This is a genomic window from Bacillus sp. WMMC1349, from assembly GCF_013155385.1.
Lineage (GTDB): Bacteria > Bacillota > Bacilli > Bacillales > Bacillaceae > Bacillus.
Genome location: NZ_JABJUQ010000007.1, coordinates 3,753,600 through 3,771,153, shown reverse-complemented (window position 1 = coordinate 3,771,153; position 17,554 = coordinate 3,753,600). Strand labels below are relative to the sequence as shown.

The 17,554-nt window shown below is 37.0% G+C and carries 13 protein-coding genes and 1 pseudogene; 12 read left to right on the top strand and 2 right to left on the bottom strand.

Annotated features, from left to right (window positions below; all coding sequences use genetic code 11):
- Window positions 1–2: 2 nt before the first annotated feature.
- Together HOO54_RS21510 and HOO54_RS21505 are read right to left on the bottom strand one after the other, a co-directional pair.
- Window positions 3–740 (bottom strand): ABC transporter permease, encoded by a 738-nt coding sequence (locus HOO54_RS21510; protein WP_172298941.1) that lies wholly within the window; start codon window positions 738–740, stop codon window positions 3–5.
- On the bottom strand, window positions 737–1,639 hold the full coding sequence (locus HOO54_RS21505) for an ABC transporter ATP-binding protein (RefSeq protein ID WP_172298939.1): 903 nt from the start codon (window positions 1,637–1,639) through the stop codon (window positions 737–739). The genes HOO54_RS21510 and HOO54_RS21505 overlap by 4 nt, the downstream gene beginning before the upstream one ends.
- A 773-nt stretch (window positions 1,640–2,412) precedes the next feature.
- Between HOO54_RS21505 and HOO54_RS21500 the strand changes: the two genes are divergently transcribed.
- The 12 genes and pseudogenes from HOO54_RS21500 to xylA all read left to right on the top strand — a co-directional run bounded on the left by HOO54_RS21500 (window position 2,413) and on the right by xylA (window position 17,543).
- Window positions 2,413–2,862 carry a hypothetical protein gene (locus HOO54_RS21500; protein WP_172298937.1) on the top strand — a complete coding sequence of 150 codons (450 nt, stop codon included), beginning with the start codon at window positions 2,413–2,415 and terminating at the stop codon, window positions 2,860–2,862.
- 412 nt (window positions 2,863–3,274) lie between these two features.
- Window positions 3,275–3,861, top strand: a pseudogene (locus tag HOO54_RS21495) (type 1 glutamine amidotransferase family protein).
- A 552-nt stretch (window positions 3,862–4,413) separates the two neighbouring features.
- On the top strand, window positions 4,414–7,440 hold the full coding sequence (locus HOO54_RS21490) for a DEAD/DEAH box helicase (protein ID WP_172298935.1): 3,027 nt from the start codon (window positions 4,414–4,416) through the stop codon (window positions 7,438–7,440).
- A 613-nt stretch (window positions 7,441–8,053) separates the two neighbouring features.
- Window positions 8,054–8,383: a PadR family transcriptional regulator gene (locus HOO54_RS21485; protein WP_172298933.1), complete on the top strand. Its 330-nt coding sequence runs from the start codon at window positions 8,054–8,056 to the stop codon at window positions 8,381–8,383.
- Window positions 8,384–8,389: 6 nt separating this feature from the next.
- Window positions 8,390–9,148: a hypothetical protein gene (locus tag HOO54_RS21480; protein WP_172298931.1), complete on the top strand. Its 759-nt coding sequence runs from the start codon at window positions 8,390–8,392 to the stop codon at window positions 9,146–9,148.
- Window positions 9,149–9,490: 342 nt separating this feature from the next.
- On the top strand, window positions 9,491–10,276 hold the full coding sequence (locus HOO54_RS21475; protein WP_172298929.1) for a MerR family transcriptional regulator: 786 nt from the start codon (window positions 9,491–9,493) through the stop codon (window positions 10,274–10,276).
- Complete coding sequence (locus tag HOO54_RS21470; protein WP_172299764.1) at window positions 10,254–12,056, top strand: ABC transporter ATP-binding protein; 1,803 nt, start codon at window positions 10,254–10,256, stop codon at window positions 12,054–12,056. The genes HOO54_RS21475 and HOO54_RS21470 overlap by 23 nt, the downstream gene beginning before the upstream one ends.
- 236 nt (window positions 12,057–12,292) lie before the next feature.
- Entirely contained in the window at window positions 12,293–13,273 is a 981-nt protein-coding gene (locus tag HOO54_RS21465) for an ATP-binding cassette domain-containing protein (RefSeq protein WP_172298927.1), read from the top strand.
- A gap of 21 nt (window positions 13,274–13,294) precedes the next feature.
- On the top strand, window positions 13,295–14,110 hold the full coding sequence (locus HOO54_RS21460; protein ID WP_172298925.1) for an ABC transporter permease: 816 nt from the start codon (window positions 13,295–13,297) through the stop codon (window positions 14,108–14,110).
- Window positions 14,111–14,188: 78 nt separating this feature from the next.
- On the top strand, window positions 14,189–14,869 hold the full coding sequence (locus HOO54_RS21455) for a response regulator transcription factor (RefSeq protein ID WP_172298923.1): 681 nt from the start codon (window positions 14,189–14,191) through the stop codon (window positions 14,867–14,869).
- Window positions 14,866–15,936: a sensor histidine kinase gene (locus HOO54_RS21450; RefSeq protein ID WP_172298921.1), complete on the top strand. Its 1,071-nt coding sequence runs from the start codon at window positions 14,866–14,868 to the stop codon at window positions 15,934–15,936. Before HOO54_RS21455 ends, HOO54_RS21450 begins: the two co-directional genes overlap by 4 nt.
- Before the next feature lie 287 nt (window positions 15,937–16,223).
- Window positions 16,224–17,543 carry a xylose isomerase gene (gene xylA / locus HOO54_RS21445; protein ID WP_172298919.1) on the top strand — a complete coding sequence of 440 codons (1,320 nt, stop codon included), beginning with the start codon at window positions 16,224–16,226 and terminating at the stop codon, window positions 17,541–17,543.
- Window positions 17,544–17,554: the final 11 nt, after the last annotated feature.

Here is a 17,554-nt window from a genome sequence, read left to right as displayed (position 1 = left end):
GCTCACACCGCTTCTTGTTTTTTTCTCACATATTTAGATAGTAGCATAAATATGGATGAATAGGTTAATAGAATCAGAATGCTTTGCCAGTCGGGCATTCGACCTTGTACAATCTCCCATGCTCCGCTGCCAAAATGATAGGATGGCAGCCAATAGCCGATATTTTGCATCATTTTCGGCATCACCTCAAGCGGCATCCACATTCCGCCGCCAACAGCGAGCAACATATAGAGTACGTTACTGACACCTGCCGCTGTATCGACTTTTTTCATCATCCCAATCAATGTCCCGATCGCTAGAAATGGGAGCGAGCCAAGCAAGATCCACAAGCCGCTCAGGTACCATTCAAGTGCGGATAAAGAAATTCCGTTGATCAAAGCACCGGATAAAAAGATCACCATAATCGACAGGATATGAATGACGCTTTGCCCGGCCATTTGTGCAGCAAAATATACATGATCAGGGAGAGGAGTCACGCGAATAAACGTTGACCATCCTTGAGTCCGCTCTTGAACCATGCGAATTCCTAGCGTCATGATTGAAGAGCCCATCACGCTGAATGATGTCATCGACATTAAATAATGCGCCTTCCAATCCACAGGGTTGGAAGCATTCGTGTTGACAACATTAGTGAAAATATAATAGAAAGCAATTGGCATGGCCAGCGACCAAAAAACATAATATCGATTTCTGAGGATTCTTTTGATCTCTGTTTTGCACTGCATATGAAATATTCTCATGTTTCATCGTCTCCTTTGCCTGTCAGCTGGCTGAACGCCTTTTCCAGATTCCCTCGTTCGATTTGAATATCATAAGCACCAATCTTTTCTTCAAAAATGAGTGCCAGGATCTTGTCCGTATTGGCAGTTTCGATGAAGATGCGATTGTTTTTTCGGTAAGTCCGCTCAATATCAGGATGTTGATACAGTTTCGCCAACGGTTTTTCTGGATCTACTATAAAAGAAACCGACTGCTTGGCGATGCTTGCTTTGATTTCCTGCGGTGTTCCATCTGCGACAATGCTGCCGTCTTTAAAGAGCAAAATTCGCTGTGCGGCATCATCTGCTTCCTGTAAATAGTGAGTGGAAAAAATAATTGTTTTTCCTTGGTCAGCAAGGGTATGGATTGTTTGCCAAAAACGGTTTCTTGATGTAATGTCCATACCGACAGTCGGTTCGTCAAAGATCATTAGCTCAGGATCACCGGCAAGTGCCAAGGCAAAACTGAGACGGCGTTTTTGTCCACCGGACAACTTTTCTGCCCGAGTTTTTAAATCGCGATCTGTCAGGCCTGTTAAACTCAAAAGTTTTTCGAGGGGTAAGGGCTTTGGATAGTAGCTCCGGACGAGTTCTACAATTTCACCTGCATTTAACCCTGGCATCACGCTGACTTCCTGCAGCATCGTCCCGATTTTTTCGTGAACGCGCCTTTCTTGCGGTGAGGCATGGAATAATGTAATGTCACCGTCTGTCGGCTTTAACAGCCCCAGCATCATTGAAATCAACGTCGTTTTCCCGGCCCCGTTCGGCCCCAGAATGGCTGTGATGTCCCCTTTTTTAATTGAGAAACTGATAGATTGAACCGCTGTTTTATGTTTATATGACTTTGTTACATTGGTTAAGCGCACAACTTCGTTCATTTTGATACCTCCTGATTCCATTGTATATGTGACAGGAAGCGGATTTTAGTAAGTGATGTCATCAAAATCGGGTGACATTTGTCATAAGAACCGTATTATAAGCGAAGATATATGCATTGTTCAAAGAGGAATTGAAGTGTGGAAAGTTAACAGTATTGGCATAGATTAGAGTGTTTATGGAAGTATCATACAGATTCATGAGGATCTACAGTCTTCAAAAGATCGGTGGGTTATATTGGCACAGTCAAAAATGTTCGGATATTATGAGCGTTTTGAAAGAAGGGATGTAACCTAACTCACAACACTGATCCAGCAAATTTGAGTCACTTCTTCTTAAATACCCCAATTTTGTGCTTTTCATTAGCCATTAGTAGCTGTCATCAACTTAGTTCGTCAAGAGCAGTGACCAAATGTCGCTAAAGTGATCAAACAGAGTTCGCTCAAGCTCTAAAAAAGCTAGAAGCCCGAATCTTTAAAGACATGACATTTTTGCAGAGAGAAGAATGTGGAGAGCTTTTTCAAAGGATGCCACGCACTCCTGTCGATTTTTTTAAAAAGATGTTCTTCAATGGTCAGGCAGATATAAAGAGTTAATAAACGAGAAAACTATATGTTGAATTCTCTGCTGATAAACAGTTCATTGCTAGTATGATCATGGTCCATGTTACGGTGCTGGATTGGTGACGAGAATAGTAGATTTTCAGGAACGGGAAGGGTATGATCATAATTTGAAGCAGAAAATCCCACCTCAATATAAGAAGGATGGATATGGAATGTCTAACAAAATAGAAGTATTAAATCTAAAAAGCAAATATAGTAGAGAAGACCATTTTACAATTGTAATAGACGGTACTCCTTTGGATAGAATTCTTGATCATCTCTATCCAAAGATGAATTTTCTTGGGTTAATTCCCCCTCTAGCTGATTGGATGTACATAGAAGAAGAGAAGACTATTTTAAAAGAGAGATTTTACTCAAACAATTTAGAAGAAATGGTACCTGTTTTAATTTGCCCTGATGACTGTGATTTAAATTGTACGGTTGTTATAGCAGAAGTACTAAAACAAAATGGTCAGGTGATATGGGAAAAAGTTGGTTTGAATATAAGTCAGAGTGTAGATCGCATTGGAAATAATGTTGAATGGCTGAAGAAAATTCCCGCTTTTTACTTTGATCAAAAGGAGTATTTCTCTCAACTCGACAAGATCTATTCACGGCTCTAAATATAGGGGGAGGCAAAGTAAAGAAATAAGAAAGTATAAAATATTCAAGAATAATAAAGAATGATTAAGTAACATTTGAAGGGCTTAAATCAATAACTTCAGTTGGAAGATCATCTATGGAACGAATAGTGATAACCTAAATGTATAATTGTTGATTCATATGGATTTTTTGTCAAATGACCTTCAGTCGGAAGTAAATTTGTTATGAATCAGTGCTAGGACATCATTTCAGGGAACAGACTTCAAATGTAGCGGTATTGCTTCTATAGGAAAAAGATAATGGTAAATTAATTGAAACAATCTGTTTGAAGTAGTTTAAAAATTGATGGCAGTAATGTTTTTTTATAATAGAGTATAGCGATTAATCAATGATAAAAGGAGTGCGTGTTATGCATACAATGTATTTGATACAATGTCAGACTGGGAGATAGGTTATTTAATTGCGGAACTAAACTCTGGAAGGTATTTCAAAAAAGAGTTAGCACCTCTAAAGGTGGTTACAGTAGGCGTTGATACCAATTCTGTTACTACAATGGGAGGATTGAAAATACTACCTAGTATTTCTATTGAAGATTGTATTTTAGAAAGAGATGATGTTTTCATTCTTCCGGGCGGAAATACTTGGATGGAAGCAATTCATGAACCAATATTGAAAAAAGTTTCTAAATCTTTAAAAGAAGGGACTGTTGTTGCGGCGATTTGTGGTGCAACAATGGGACTTGCAAAGAAGGGATTGTTAGACTCCAGAAGGCATACAAGCAACAATCTAGACTATTTGAAAATGGTTTGTCCTAATTTGGAGAAAAATATTATCAAATGGAGCCAGCAGTAACGGATGGGAATTTAGTTACTGCATCAGGTATAGCTCCGTTAGAATTTACGATGCATGTATTGAAGATACTAGAAGTGTTTGCCTCTGAAACATTACATGCATGGTTCAATCTTTATCAGACTCAGAACCAAAAATACTTCTTTGAGTTAATGAATTCACTTGAATAGCTAGCCATAAGAGGGGGTATGTCTGGGCGACCCAGCAATAATAGATCGAATCTTCCATAGAGCAAATCCCCCACTAGCCCAAGACAATTACATGAGGAATTTAATCTATCAGCCCTGGAAGTCAACAAGCCCAACTAAAGAACGTTCTTCTGGAAATTTATTTATAGTGATGAACCTCTACTGCGCTTTAAGCCACTAGATGAACTTGGACAATTAGAGTATGATTTATTATACTACTCATGTATTAAGGTGGATGAAAAAGACCTTTAAATCGCTATTATAAGAAACCTTATAAAAGAAGCCTCTGAAATAGGCTCATTGTATAAAAGGCTACTCAATGGAGCTGTCTAACAAGCCCTTTTTCAACATAAATCAGGGAGGCCCGCGGAAAGCGAGCAAATTTCCCAATTCAACACATAATCGTACACCAAGGTATTCAAAACACGGGCAAAGAGTCGTAAATAAAAGAATGGTTACTGACTAGGTTTCATATGGATTCTATTTGATGAAGGCTTTGCAAATCTTTAAGGTAACAATAGTGGGAGTGAAAAAATGCAAAAAACGAGATTACAATCTGTGCTGAAGGCTTGGCATTTAGTTGAAGCATTAGCACCAGGTGAAGTTACTGGTAAGGGAGATTTTTTGAAAAAAAGTTATTTCATAGATAATAAAAATCGACATCGAACGCGTTTGGTAGATTTAAATGAACACCCTTGGCAGAACGACCAATTAAAAAATAAGGAACATCAAATTCAGTTCCGTTACTACTGTGCTTGTTTTGAGCATCATAAACTCGTCAGTTTTATACGAGATATTTTCAAAAATAACGATGAGATTATCAATAAGGATTATAAAACCTTATTTAGTTTTTCTTTTTTAGTAGATGAAAATGGAAATTATATAAAAGATTCGATGTTCGTTCCTTTTTTAATGTATGTCATGAAATTGATGGCAGAAAACTCGAAAATGCATTATGAGGAACTAAAAACACCTTTTCAAAATCAGTTAAAACTTTTTGAAGAACAGGCACAGACCATCTTTTCTAATGGAGTGAAAAAAGAAGCCTTACTTTCCATTCAACAAGTTTACCAGCAATATTTTCATCAATTAAATAACAGTTCATTGAATTATCTGGAAATCCAGATCTTAAAGTCAGACCAAAAATCTCTATCTAAAAATTTTAATAGTTTTTATTTAAATGACTTAGAACTAATAATATCAAAAGGAGAAAATGACACACTCCGTCAGTTTATTAAAGGAACATCTAATGAAGAAAGATTGAATATAAATGAAAATAGAGAATATATTGAAGAGCTTTTACAGCCGAAAAATTTACCAAATGGTCGTTGGCCATCACCGGTAAACCATAGATTGTCTTTAATGCAGCAAGTAGCGGTAAACCAAATACTAAATAAAAATCAAAAAATTAGTTCTGTCAACGGACCGCCAGGGACAGGAAAGACGACATTATTAAAAGATATCTTTGCAGACATTGTCGTTCAAAGAGCAAGAGAAATGGTACAACTAGATCACCCTACTAAAGCTTTTACAAAAGTAAAAACGATAAACTTAGATGGCTTCTATTATCCTATCTATTTATTAGATTCAAAAATAAACAACTATTCAATGGTTGTTGCTTCAAGCAACAATGGTGCAGTTGAAAATATTTCAAAGGATCTTCCTAAACAAGATGAAGTTATTCGACCAATTGATGATAAAGTTAAGTTTAAGGAATTTGAGGAGTTGTATGCTAAAGAGGCAAAGAATTTATCTATGTACCCTTCTGCCGCAAAAGATCTTCTAGGTCGTAATGAAAATGCATGGGGACTGTTTTCAGGAGCTCTTGGAAAATCTGATAATATAGCTGCATTTGGTTGGAAGTTGTTTGGCAGAAATAATGATGAACAGGCATTTCTTAAACAACTGGAGCGGGACAGTAAGCAAGTTGACATAAAGGATTGGAAAGAGGCTGTAAATGATTTTGAAGACATTTTAAATTGTGTGCAACAAAAAAAGAAAGATCTTCAAAGATTTCATGATGAATTTAAACAAATACAAGTTTATACTGACCAATTCAAATGGTTAGAGAATCAACTGCTTATACTTAAGCAAGAAAAAATTAATGCAGAAAATGAGAAAATTTATTTAGAAAAGCAAAAACAACTGATAGAACAACAGATTCAAAATTTACCAAAACCATCCATTTTACAAAGGATCTTAAACAAAAAAAACAATGAAAATATCGAGTTGAAAAATGAAATCAATCGTATAATTTCTTGTTTGAGAGAAGAGGAAAGAAAGCTTCATTTAAATAGCAAAAAAATAGACGAATATAACAAAACCCTAAATGATACTAAGCAAAAAATATCTAGTTATGAAAAACAGCTAGACGATTATAGTATGCAGGGTCTTGTGTTACCAGAGAATGAATATTGGTCTGAACAGGCATACGAAACTCGGCAATTAAATACAATTTGGCTTACAGATGAACTAAATTTCAAAAGAGGATTATTGTTTTTAAAAGCAATGAAAATTCATAAATTAATATTATCCTTTAATTTTGAAGCAATTAAGTCTACTTTACGCTTATTAATTAATCGAACAAATTTAGATCTTAATGATAAGGATCATCAAGAATATCTTAAGAACATGTGGCAAACGGTTCATCTAATAACCCCTTTAGTAAGCACAACATTTGCAAGTTTTAGTTCTATGTATAAAGGTATAGAAAAAGACTTTATTCATTATTTATTTATAGATGAGGCAGGACAAGCTAGCCCTCAGCAAGCAGCAGGTGCTATATGGAGATCTGAAAAAATTGTAGCAGTAGGTGACCCAATTCAAATTGAGCCTGTTGTCACAATTGATAAAACAATTTTAGGAAATATTAAAAAATACTTCAATGTAAATGATAGATATATTGGATTGGGTACCTCAGTTCAAACATTAGCAGATGCAGCAAACCCATATGGAATGGAAAACAGCTGTGGGCAATGGATTGGAACACCTTTATGGGTTCATAGAAGATGTTTTGATCCAATGTTTAGCATTGCCAATGAAATAGCCTACGATAATAAAATGGTTTTAGGAATAGAGGGACAGGGTGTAAGTGGGTGGCTTGACTGTAAAGGACCTGCTACAAACCGACAATTTGTTAAAGAGCAAGCAGATTTGGTGGCAGACTGTATTATTGAAAAATGGAAAGAAACTTCAGGTCCTCCCGAGGTGTATATCATTTCCCCTTTTACCGCAGTAAAAGATGGAATAAAAAAAATTCTAAAAGAAAGATTAAAAAACATGAACATACCTGCAGAAATCATAAACGATTGGTTGAAGAAATCTATCGGTACGGTTCACACATTTCAAGGAAAAGAAGCAAATATTGTTTATTTAGTAACTGGTACAGACGAAAATAGCGATGGAGCAGCTAACTGGTCATGTTCAAAGCCAAATCTAATAAATGTAGCTGTAACGCGAGCTAAAAAAGAGTTTTATGTAGTTGGTGATTATAAGCGGTTCTCTGAAAAAAATATTTATAATTGTATCATAGCACATATAGGAAAAATCAGCCGCAAATGACCTGTAAAACATTAAGTTAAAGAGGGAGGACAATACTCCCTTTTTAATAGGTGAATGTGAGACTGAATGATTAGATATAAACTGTCCCAATATTAAAACAGTCTCCGGATTTAAGCCGCATTTAAAACCTTGTAATAAATCAAAACAGAGAAATGAGCTGAGTCGTATGAGTTTCAATTAGGAAGATGAAATGTTACAATTTGACATCAGCAAGGGGCAATCAAAAATGGCATTACGGATGTACATGTGTCGATCTAATTGATACTGCTCTGAACATATAGAGCTTTAGCTCCATCAAAGTTGATCTGAAAATCAGAAACATTTAAGAGTAAATGATCTCTAATTATGAAAGGATGTCCCTTAATCCAGTAGCGGAAGCAACAATCACATCCAAATTTACAGGGTGCTTGATCACCTAAAGTTGTCTAGTTTAGTGTTGGCGTACCAAACCTTAGTTTATGAATTATAATTTTTGAATCTAACCAATAATGTACTTACAATGATGACAGCCAAATTGGCATTTTTATTTTCATTTATACCTTGTATTGCAAGGTATAAATAATTATAATGAAAGCATATCTTGTATTACAAGGTATTGGAAGGAGTAAATTCTATGGCAGATAATACTCAAATGTTAAAGGGAATTCTAGATGGTTGTCTTTTAGCAATCATTAAAGATGGAGAAATCTATGGGTATGAATTAGCTACTAGACTGGAGTCGTATGGTTTTAATTCTTTCAGTGAAGGCACCATTTATCCTTTATTACTTCGAATGCAAAAGGAAGGATTAATTAGTGCTACTTTAAGAAAATCAACAGCTGGACCTAAAAGAAAATATTACTCATTAACTGAAAAAGGAGAACAAGAGCTAAAGTTATTTATCAAGCGGTGGGAGCAGTTAAGCTTCACTGTTGATAATGTGTTAAATACAAGGGAGAGGTGAAAAAATATGCTTTCTAAAGAGTCTGAACAGTTTTTGGAAGAACTTCGCTTATACTTAATTTCAAAAGGAAAAAATGACAAAGAAATTAATGAAATTGCAGAGGAACTAGAAGTTCATTTACTTGAAGCGGAGTCAAAGGGAAAAGATGTAACACATATAATTGGGGAAAATCCTAAGCAATATATGAAAAGTATCGGAGAATCAATGAAAACAGATTATCGTGAAATTTTCGGATTAGTACCAATAATACTGCTTTTATTGGCTGCCTATATGAGTATCGGACCTGCAATTGAAGGAGAATTTTCATTATCTATAGGTATTATAACGCTTGCATTTATGATAGGAGTGATAGGAGTAGTAATTTTTGGTTTTCTGTATTTCAAAGTATTACCTAAACTTCAATCAAAATGGGGCAAGATTTTGGCCACCATAGGAACAAATTTTTTAGTTACTGGGTTATTTGTTTGCATTTTACTTTGGTATAAAAAGCAAGGTTTTAAGACCATTTACATAGCGACACCTTTTCAAAACAACTTGATTATCGTTTTTTGTATTGTAATATTTGTTGTTGCGGCACTTTATACAAAAACTTGGTTTACAGTGATTATCGCATTGCTTATATCACTCGGACCTCTTGCAAATCGATTTATTCCTGAGGATATAAATAAAAATCCAACCTACATCTTTTATACAATACTGCTATTAGTGGGTATTGCAGTGTTTATCATTTTTTTAATTATAAGAAAAAAGAAGATCCAGTCATAAGTAACATATCCTTTAAAGGGGTGACCTGAAAGTAGTGTGAATGAATAAAAATTGCGGAATTTGTTCGCCTGGCTCGCAATTCCCCCTGATTTATGTTGAAAAAGGATTTTTTAGACAGCTCCATATGCCAATCCCAAGGGCCTTAACCAATGAAAGACGGTTAAGGTCCTTTATCATTAAAAACAGATCTGTTGGACGCTTTTGATCTATAGCAATCATGAATGATAACCTGATGAACGGCTCCTATCTTATTTATTCCAGCCCAATCAAAACTTTTCACTTGCTTCTTACGTTACGTGAGGTTTTATGATAGTCATAGAATCTTAGATGGAGGGACTTTGCATGGCAGATAAATATTCGATCGGTGAGTTTTCCAAGAAAACAGCAACTACAATTCGGACTTTGCATTATTATGATGAAATTGGATTATTAAAGCCATCATATGTTTCAGAAAAGGGAAGACGTTATTATACAAATCATGATTTCGTTACTTTACAAAGAATTCTGACTTTAAAATTTTTAGGTTATTCATTGGAACAAATTAAAGGGTTTTTTCAGGAAGAGACTTGGGACTTAAAGGATACTCTTTCCTTTCAGAAAAAAGTGATGTATCAAAGGAAACAACAGATTGAAAATGTGATCAAGGCATTGGATCGTGCGCTTCACATTATAGAGGATTATCAGGAGATTGAACCGTCGGTGTTTATTACTCTTATTCATAGTATTCAAATGGAACATGAACAAAAGAAGTGGCTAAAAGGTTTCATAGACGGGGATTTGGTTGAAGAAATGTTTGATATTCCTGAAAATAAGCAGTTGGAAATAGAGAAAAAATGGGTTGAAATATCAATTGAGTTAAAGAGATTATGTAATCTTGATCCAGAGGATGAACGGGTTCAAATTCTCATTGACGAAATGATGACTATTGTAAACGATCTAACAGGAGATGATCTTACTTTTGTCCAAGAGATTGCCGAAAAAGACGTAGAAGATGATACATGGTTATTCCACTACCATTCTCCTTTTTCAGCTGAAGAGGAGGAGTGGCTAGCTCGTGCTTTAAACTTTTATTTAGAAAAGAAAGGAGTGAGTTTAACCGATGCAGATGGAACAAAAGAACCTTCCTAAAGTAGATCATATTCGTACTTTTTGGCTTTTAATTAAAGAATCAAAGCCACCTGTCAAAATATTTGTTGTGGCTGTTATACTTAGCTTGCTTGAGACAGGGGCAGGATTAATTGTTCCTCTATTTACAAAATCATTAGTTGATCAGCTTTCCCAATCAGCTTTACAACTATCAATGATTTTTCTTTTAGTATTTGCTTTTATTGTTCAGACCGTTTCATCAGGCTTTTCATATTATTTCATGACTTATATAGGAGAGTCCATTGTGGCCTCCATTAGAAAGAGGCTCTGGGGACAAGTTCTTCATTTGCCCTTACCATATTTTGATCAGCATGAATCGGGGGATACGATGAGCCGGATTACCCAGGATACAAATACGATCAAATCGTTAATCACTCAGCATTTAATTACTTTTATTACAGGGATCATTACCATCATCGGTTCCATTGTTATTCTTCTTTTCATTGATTGGAAAATGACCTTAATCATGCTTATTGCTGTCCCCTTATCTATTGCCATTATCACACCGCTAGGTCGAAAAATGTATAACATTTCAAAATTAAACCAAGATGAGATGGCTAACTTCTCTGCAAATTTAGGGAGGGTGTTGGCTGATATTCGCCTTGTCAAAGCTTTTCTAGCCGAGAAAACCGAAAAAACGAAAGGAAATGCACAGATTGACCATTTATTTCAATATGGTTTGCAAGAAGCGCGAATACTTGCAGTCATTACACCTTTCATATCTTTTATTATGATGCTCATTCTTGTTCTACTCATTGGTTATGGTGGTGTTCGCGTAGCATCTGGCGTCTTATCTGCTGGGTCTCTTGTCGCCATTATTATTTACATGTTTCAGATTGTGGTTCCGTTTAGTCAAATGGCTTCCTTCTTTACGTCATTCCAGAAGGCAATGGGAGGAGCTGTTAGTATTCAGACTATTCTATCTACTCAAAAAGAACATCCTAACTATAAGTTAACTGTTCAAAACCCTTCTCAGGATATTCATTTTAAAAATATTTCTTTTCGTTACAAAGATGGTGAACAGACCATAAAACAAGTGAACTTGATCATACCTCATGGAAAAACAACGGCATTTGTCGGTCCAAGTGGAAGTGGGAAAACGACATTATTTGCTTTGCTAGAAAGATTTTATATCCCAAATTCCGGGGAAATTTTACTCGGAGATACCAATATTCAGGATTTCAGTTTATGTTCATGGCGTAGTAAGTTTAGTTATGTCTCTCAGGAAAGTCCAATAATGTCAGGAACAATTCGCGATAATATTATTTACGGAATGGAAAAAGTGGTTTCAGAGAAGGAAATTCAAACAGCAGTAGATCTTGCTCATGCTACAGAATTTATTTCCCAGTTTCCGAAAGGACTAGATACTGAAGTTGGGGAGCGTGGTATTAAACTATCTGGTGGACAAAGGCAGCGAATTGCAATTGCTCGAGCTTTAATCCGTGATCCAAAGATTCTTTTACTAGATGAAGCCACATCTAACTTAGACAGCGCTTCAGAGTTTCTTGTCCAAAAGGCACTTCAGCATTTAATGAAAGGTAGAACGACACTTGTCATTGCACATCGCTTATCAACTGTTGTAAATTCAGAGCAAATTGTGGTTTTAGAGGGCGGAACAATTACGGGTGTCGGTACACATCATGAGCTAGTTAAACATCATGATACTTACCAACAACTTGCAAACCAACAGCTTCGTGACCGAGAAATAGATGATAAACAACCATCATTTTCGTCTAATAACGATAGCTGTACAAGTCAGTGAAAATCACAACCACAGACAATGCTTGATCTGTAATCAAAATAAGCCAAAGATCCGCAGACACGCGTCTCTTTCATACTCCAATTTATTAAGCAATAAGTTCTATAACAAATTATCTATTAGGGTCATTTTCGCTACTTTCTACTTTCCTTTTTTATTTAGTTGTTCATATTCAGTTCATAAAAGTGATCTATAATTTCTAATGAATTAGGAACATATGAGCGAAATGGAGGATCACAATGAGTATCGGACAAAATAACGAGTGGGCTGTTGAAGCTCAAGGACTCGTCAAAACGTTTGGTGATAATCGAGCGGTTGACGGGGTCAATCTTCAAGTGAAAGCAGGCACAATTTACGGTGTACTGGGTCCAAATGGAGCAGGAAAGACAACTACGATTAGAATGCTGGCCACATTATTGCGGCCGGATATCGGGAGCGCGCGTATCTTCGGTTACGATGTTATGAAGGAAGCGCATATTGTTCGTCAGTTGATTGGGGTGACAGGTCAGTACGCATCAGTTGATGAATCACTTAGTGCTCTCGAAAATCTGACCATATTTTCCCGGCTGTTAGGTTTAGGGAAGAAAGAGTCGCGGTTAAAGGCGATGGAGTTGCTGGAGGAGTTTGGCTTAACGGAAGCTGCCAAGCGTCCATTGAAAAATTTTTCTGGGGGCATGCGACGTCGACTGGACCTTGCTGCCAGTCTGATCGCTCAACCTCCGCTCATTTTCTTGGATGAACCAACAACTGGGCTGGATCCGAGAACACGAAATCAAATGTGGGAGACGATTCGCAAGCTGGTTACGACAGGATCAACTGTATTATTAACCACTCAGTATCTCCAAGAAGCTGATGAATTGGCTGACCGAATCGCAGTAATTGATCACGGTCGAGTCGTTGCAGAGGGGACGGTGGATGAACTTAAACAGTCTGTTGGCACTTCCTCACTACACTTAAGCATTCGAGATTCGAACAGTATGCATCGCGCTAGACAGTTGGTTGAACAGGTACTAAACATTCAGTCAGGCGTTTCTGCTGAAGGTGGAAAGATTACGGCCCCTCTGGCAGACGCCAACCGGGTGACCGACTTGTTAATTGCCTTAAGAGCAGCAGAAATCGAATTGGCAGAGTTAAGTGTTCAGAAACCGACCCTGGATGAGGTCTTTTTAACGATTACTGGACATGGTGTGAAAGGTGTATCCAAGGCTGCAAATGAATAGAAATAAGAAAAGGAGTTTGTTATGAAAAGTGTTTCTAATATACACATTACCAAGAATCAATTATCAAACAGACCGAGCATTCGTCAAACGGTAAAAAACTCATTAACGATGGCCTATCGGGGATTATTAAAGATACGGCGCACACCTGAGCAGTTGTTCGATGTTACATTTCAACCCATCATCTTTACCTTGATGTTTACCTACATCTTTGGCGGGGCGATATCTGGAAATGTACAAAACTATTTGCCTGTTATTATTCCTGGTATTCTTGTTCAGACTGTCATCACAACCTCAATTGTTACTGGTGTTCAACTGCGAGAGGATATGGATAAGGGAGTATTCGACAGATTTAAGTCATTGCCAATTGCCCGGATCGCTCCATTAGCAGGCGCCTTGTTGGCTGACACGATTAGGTATACGATTGCAACAGTACTCACATTTGCCATGGGATATCTCATGGGTTATCGACCAGAAGGAGGTCTAGGCCATGTGGTTATTGCTGGTCTTCTTGTGATTTTCTGTTCTTGGGCTATTAGTTGGATCTTTGCCTTTTTCGGTGTTATGTCAAGGACTGCTTCAAGTGTACAGGGGATCTCAATGATTATATTGTTCCCACTCACATTTCTTTCGAATGCTTTTGTACCGGCAAATACGATGCCTGATTGGCTCCAATGGTTTGTCAAAATAAATCCTATCTCACATCTTGTCACGGCTGTCAGAGAGCTGACCAACTCAGGTACGATCGGGTGGGATATCATGATCACTCTTATCGGAGCTATTGTGATTGTGGCTGTCTTTGCACCGCTCACAGTTCGTGCCTATATGAAAAAGGCCTAATCGTGTAAAATAAAAATCACCATGGAAATCAAACGATTACTGGTGATTTTCTTTATTTTTTAAAAAGGAATGAACAATATGGCAAAAATATTAATTGTAGATGATGACTTACACATTAGACAATTAATGCATGTGATTCTGTCGAAAGAAGGTTTATCTATTGTAGAGGCAGTAGATGGAAGAGCAGCTCTGTCTATAATAGACTCAGAGAAAATCGATTTGATTATTCTTGATATTATGATGCCGAACATGGATGGTTGGGCATTCTGTCAAGAAGTACGAACTTATTATTCCGATACATTGCCAATCTTAATGTTGACGGCAAAAGGGGAAACAGCTCAAAAAGTGAAAGGATTTAGTCTAGGAGCGGATGACTATATGGTTAAACCGTTTGCTCCACCTGAATTGGCAGCTCGGGTAAAAGCGCTTTTGAAACGCTATCAAATTATCGTTTCTAATCGAATTCAAATCGGCAATATTGTCATTGATCATGCTACCTATAAAGTTTCGATTGGGAACCATGAGATGACCTTACCTCGTAAAGAGTTTGAACTGTTGTTTAAGCTTGCAACACATCAGCAAAAAACCTTTTCAAGAGAACAACTCATTGAGGATATTTGGGGATTTGATTATGAAGGGGATGAACGAACCGTTGATGTCCATATTAAACGATTACGACAGCGGTTTCCTCAGGACAATTGTCCATTTAAAATTACAACCATTCGAGGTTTAGGCTACCGATTGGAGGTGCAACAATGAAGCTGCCTAAATTTCTGAAACGAATCTTAGGTTTTCTAGCTGTGACGCTCTCATTACTTTTATGCTGGTCAAGTGCCTATTGGTTAACATTGGCGATTTATCGTGCTATCCAATATAGTCCTCATGAAATTGCTAGACAATTAATCAACTCTGTTTTGGGATTTTTCTTTTTTGGATGTTGTATGTATCTGATGACAAGAATCGACTGGGTCAAAGCACAACAAGATAAATTCTTGCATCCGATGATTGATGCGATGAAGATGATGGCTGAAGGGAATTTTAATATTGATCTTTCTTATTATCGAAGTCAATTACAGGGCCGCGATCATCATCCATATTATAAGATTATTGATAGCATTAACCATATGGCTAATAGACTGGGAGAAATGGAGGAAATGCGACAACAATTTATTTCAAATGTCTCACATGAAATTCAATCTCCATTGACGTCAATCAGCGGATTTGCTCATGCATTAAAGAGTGATGACTTAACCCCTGAGGAACGTAAACATTATTTGCAAATTATTGAAAAGGAAAGTATCAGACTGTCAAAATTAAGTGAAAACCTATTGAAACTTACTTCTTTAGAGTCTGATCATCTTACCTTAGAACTAAAAACTTATCGTTTGGATCATCAGATTCGCCGAATCATTTTGGCGAATGAACCGCAATGGGCAGAGAAAGGCATCCAAATGGATATTTCTCTTGAAAAATTGAATATCACTGCAGATGAGGATCTAATGGATCAAGTATGGACGAATCTGATTCATAATAGTATTAAATTTACTTCCACAGCTGGAACTATTACAGTTCGTGCATCCAAAACGGCTGAAAACGAGCTGACTATAAACATAAATGACACCGGAATCGGTATGAATAACGATACGCTCATGCATATTTTTGAACGATTCTATAAGGCTGATCAATCTAGAAACCGTAATTACGGAGGGAGCGGTCTTGGCTTGTCAATTGTAAAAAAAATCATCGATTTGCATAAAGGTAAAATCAAGGTTCAGAGTGAACTGGGAAAAGGAACAGAAATTATCGTGATATTAAAGCAAATGTAATCAAAAAGGATACCGGGGTTGTCTAAAAAGTCCTTTTTCAACATAAATCAGGGGGAATTGCGAGACTCCTGCGGAAAGCGAGAAAAATCCCCAATTTTTATTCATCCACACGACTTTCAGGACAGCCCCTTTTTCTTGTGATGAATTGTTGGACTGTGGAAAAATACACAAATTAGGCAAAAAAACGTGTTGATTAAAGCGCTTTCTTTTTGTAGAATGAAATCAGTTAGTTTATCCATCCAATAAACTAACTAAACAAACAATTTTCATTCAGGAGGGTAAACATAATGGACACTTATTTTGAAAACGTTAACAAAGTTGTTTATGAAGGAAAAAGTTCTAAAAATCCGTTGGCATTTAAATATTATAATCCTGAGGAAGTGATTGGTGGAAAAACAATGAAAGATCACTTGCGTTTTTCCGTTGCCTATTGGCATACGTTTACCGCTGATGGTACCGATCCGTTCGGAGCAGGAACAATGGAAAGACCATGGGATCGTTTTTCAGGAATGGATTTAGCAAAAGCACGAGTTGAAGCAGCTTTCGAACTTTTTGAAAAACTAGGAGTACCATTTTTTGCTTTCCATGACCGTGACATTGCACCTGAAGGAAAAACATTAAGTGAGACAAACGAGAATTTAAATACTATTTTAGCAATGATTAAAGATTATATGAAAACGAGCAATACGAAACTTTTATGGAACACAGCAAATATGTTTACCAACCGGCGGTTTGTTCACGGGGCAGCAACAGCTTGCAATGCTGATGTATTTGCTTATGCAGCAGCACAAGTAAAAAAAGGATTGGAAACAGCAAAAGAACTAGGGGCAGAAAACTATGTATTTTGGGGCGGACGTGAGGGTTATGAAACATTATTAAATACCGATTTAAAGCTGGAACTTGACAACATGGCTAGATTTTTACATATGGCCGTTGATTATGCGAAGGAAATCGGCTTTACTGGTCAATTCTTAATTGAACCAAAACCAAAAGAACCGACCACCCATCAATACGATACCGATGCCGCTACCACGATTTCTTTCTTAAAACAATACGGATTAGATCAATCATTTAAATTAAACCTTGAAGCAAACCATGCGACATTGGCTGGACATACTTTTGAACACGAATTGCGTGTTGCCAGAACGAGCGGCTTGCTTGGCTCTGTCGATGCTAACCAAGGAAATCCACTGCTTGGTTGGGATACGGATGAATTTCCGACTGACTTATATTCTACAACATTAGCCATGTATGAGATTCTCCAAAATGGTGGTCTCGGATGCGGCGGTTTAAACTTCGATGCTAAAGTGAGAAGAACATCCTTTGAACCAGATGATTTAGTTTATGCCCATGTTGCAGGTATGGATTCCTTTGCAAGGGGTTTGAAGGTAGCCCATAAGTTAATTGAAGATCGTGTATTTGAAGATGCGATTGCTGAGCGCTACAGCAGCTATACAGAAGGAATCGGTCTCGATATCGTTGAAGGAAGAGCAAACTTCCATACACTTGAAGCCTATGCACTTAACCATCACAACATTCAAAACGTATCAGGAAGAACTGAGCACTTAAAAGCGATGTTAAACCAATATCTTTTAGAAGTAGAATAAATCCTTCTTAA

What these genes read in the sequence shown, in the direction of transcription:
- HOO54_RS21510 (WP_172298941.1), bottom strand. Translation starts at nt 740, where the DNA reads ATGAGAATATTTCATATGCAGTGCAAAACAGAGATCAAAAGAATCCTC.
- HOO54_RS21505 (WP_172298939.1), bottom strand. Translation starts at nt 1,639, where the DNA reads ATGAACGAAGTTGTGCGCTTAACCAATGTAACAAAGTCATATAAACAT.
- HOO54_RS21500 (WP_172298937.1), top strand. Translation starts at nt 2,413, where the DNA reads ATGTCTAACAAAATAGAAGTATTAAATCTAAAAAGCAAATATAGTAGA.
- HOO54_RS21490 (WP_172298935.1), top strand. Translation starts at nt 4,414, where the DNA reads ATGCAAAAAACGAGATTACAATCTGTGCTGAAGGCTTGGCATTTAGTT.
- HOO54_RS21485 (WP_172298933.1), top strand. Translation starts at nt 8,054, where the DNA reads ATGGCAGATAATACTCAAATGTTAAAGGGAATTCTAGATGGTTGTCTT.
- HOO54_RS21480 (WP_172298931.1), top strand. Translation starts at nt 8,390, where the DNA reads ATGCTTTCTAAAGAGTCTGAACAGTTTTTGGAAGAACTTCGCTTATAC.
- HOO54_RS21475 (WP_172298929.1), top strand. Translation starts at nt 9,491, where the DNA reads ATGGCAGATAAATATTCGATCGGTGAGTTTTCCAAGAAAACAGCAACT.
- HOO54_RS21470 (WP_172299764.1), top strand. Translation starts at nt 10,254, where the DNA reads ATGGAACAAAAGAACCTTCCTAAAGTAGATCATATTCGTACTTTTTGG.
- HOO54_RS21465 (WP_172298927.1), top strand. Translation starts at nt 12,293, where the DNA reads ATGAGTATCGGACAAAATAACGAGTGGGCTGTTGAAGCTCAAGGACTC.
- HOO54_RS21460 (WP_172298925.1), top strand. Translation starts at nt 13,295, where the DNA reads ATGAAAAGTGTTTCTAATATACACATTACCAAGAATCAATTATCAAAC.
- HOO54_RS21455 (WP_172298923.1), top strand. Translation starts at nt 14,189, where the DNA reads ATGGCAAAAATATTAATTGTAGATGATGACTTACACATTAGACAATTA.
- HOO54_RS21450 (WP_172298921.1), top strand. Translation starts at nt 14,866, where the DNA reads ATGAAGCTGCCTAAATTTCTGAAACGAATCTTAGGTTTTCTAGCTGTG.
- xylA (WP_172298919.1), top strand. Translation starts at nt 16,224, where the DNA reads ATGGACACTTATTTTGAAAACGTTAACAAAGTTGTTTATGAAGGAAAA.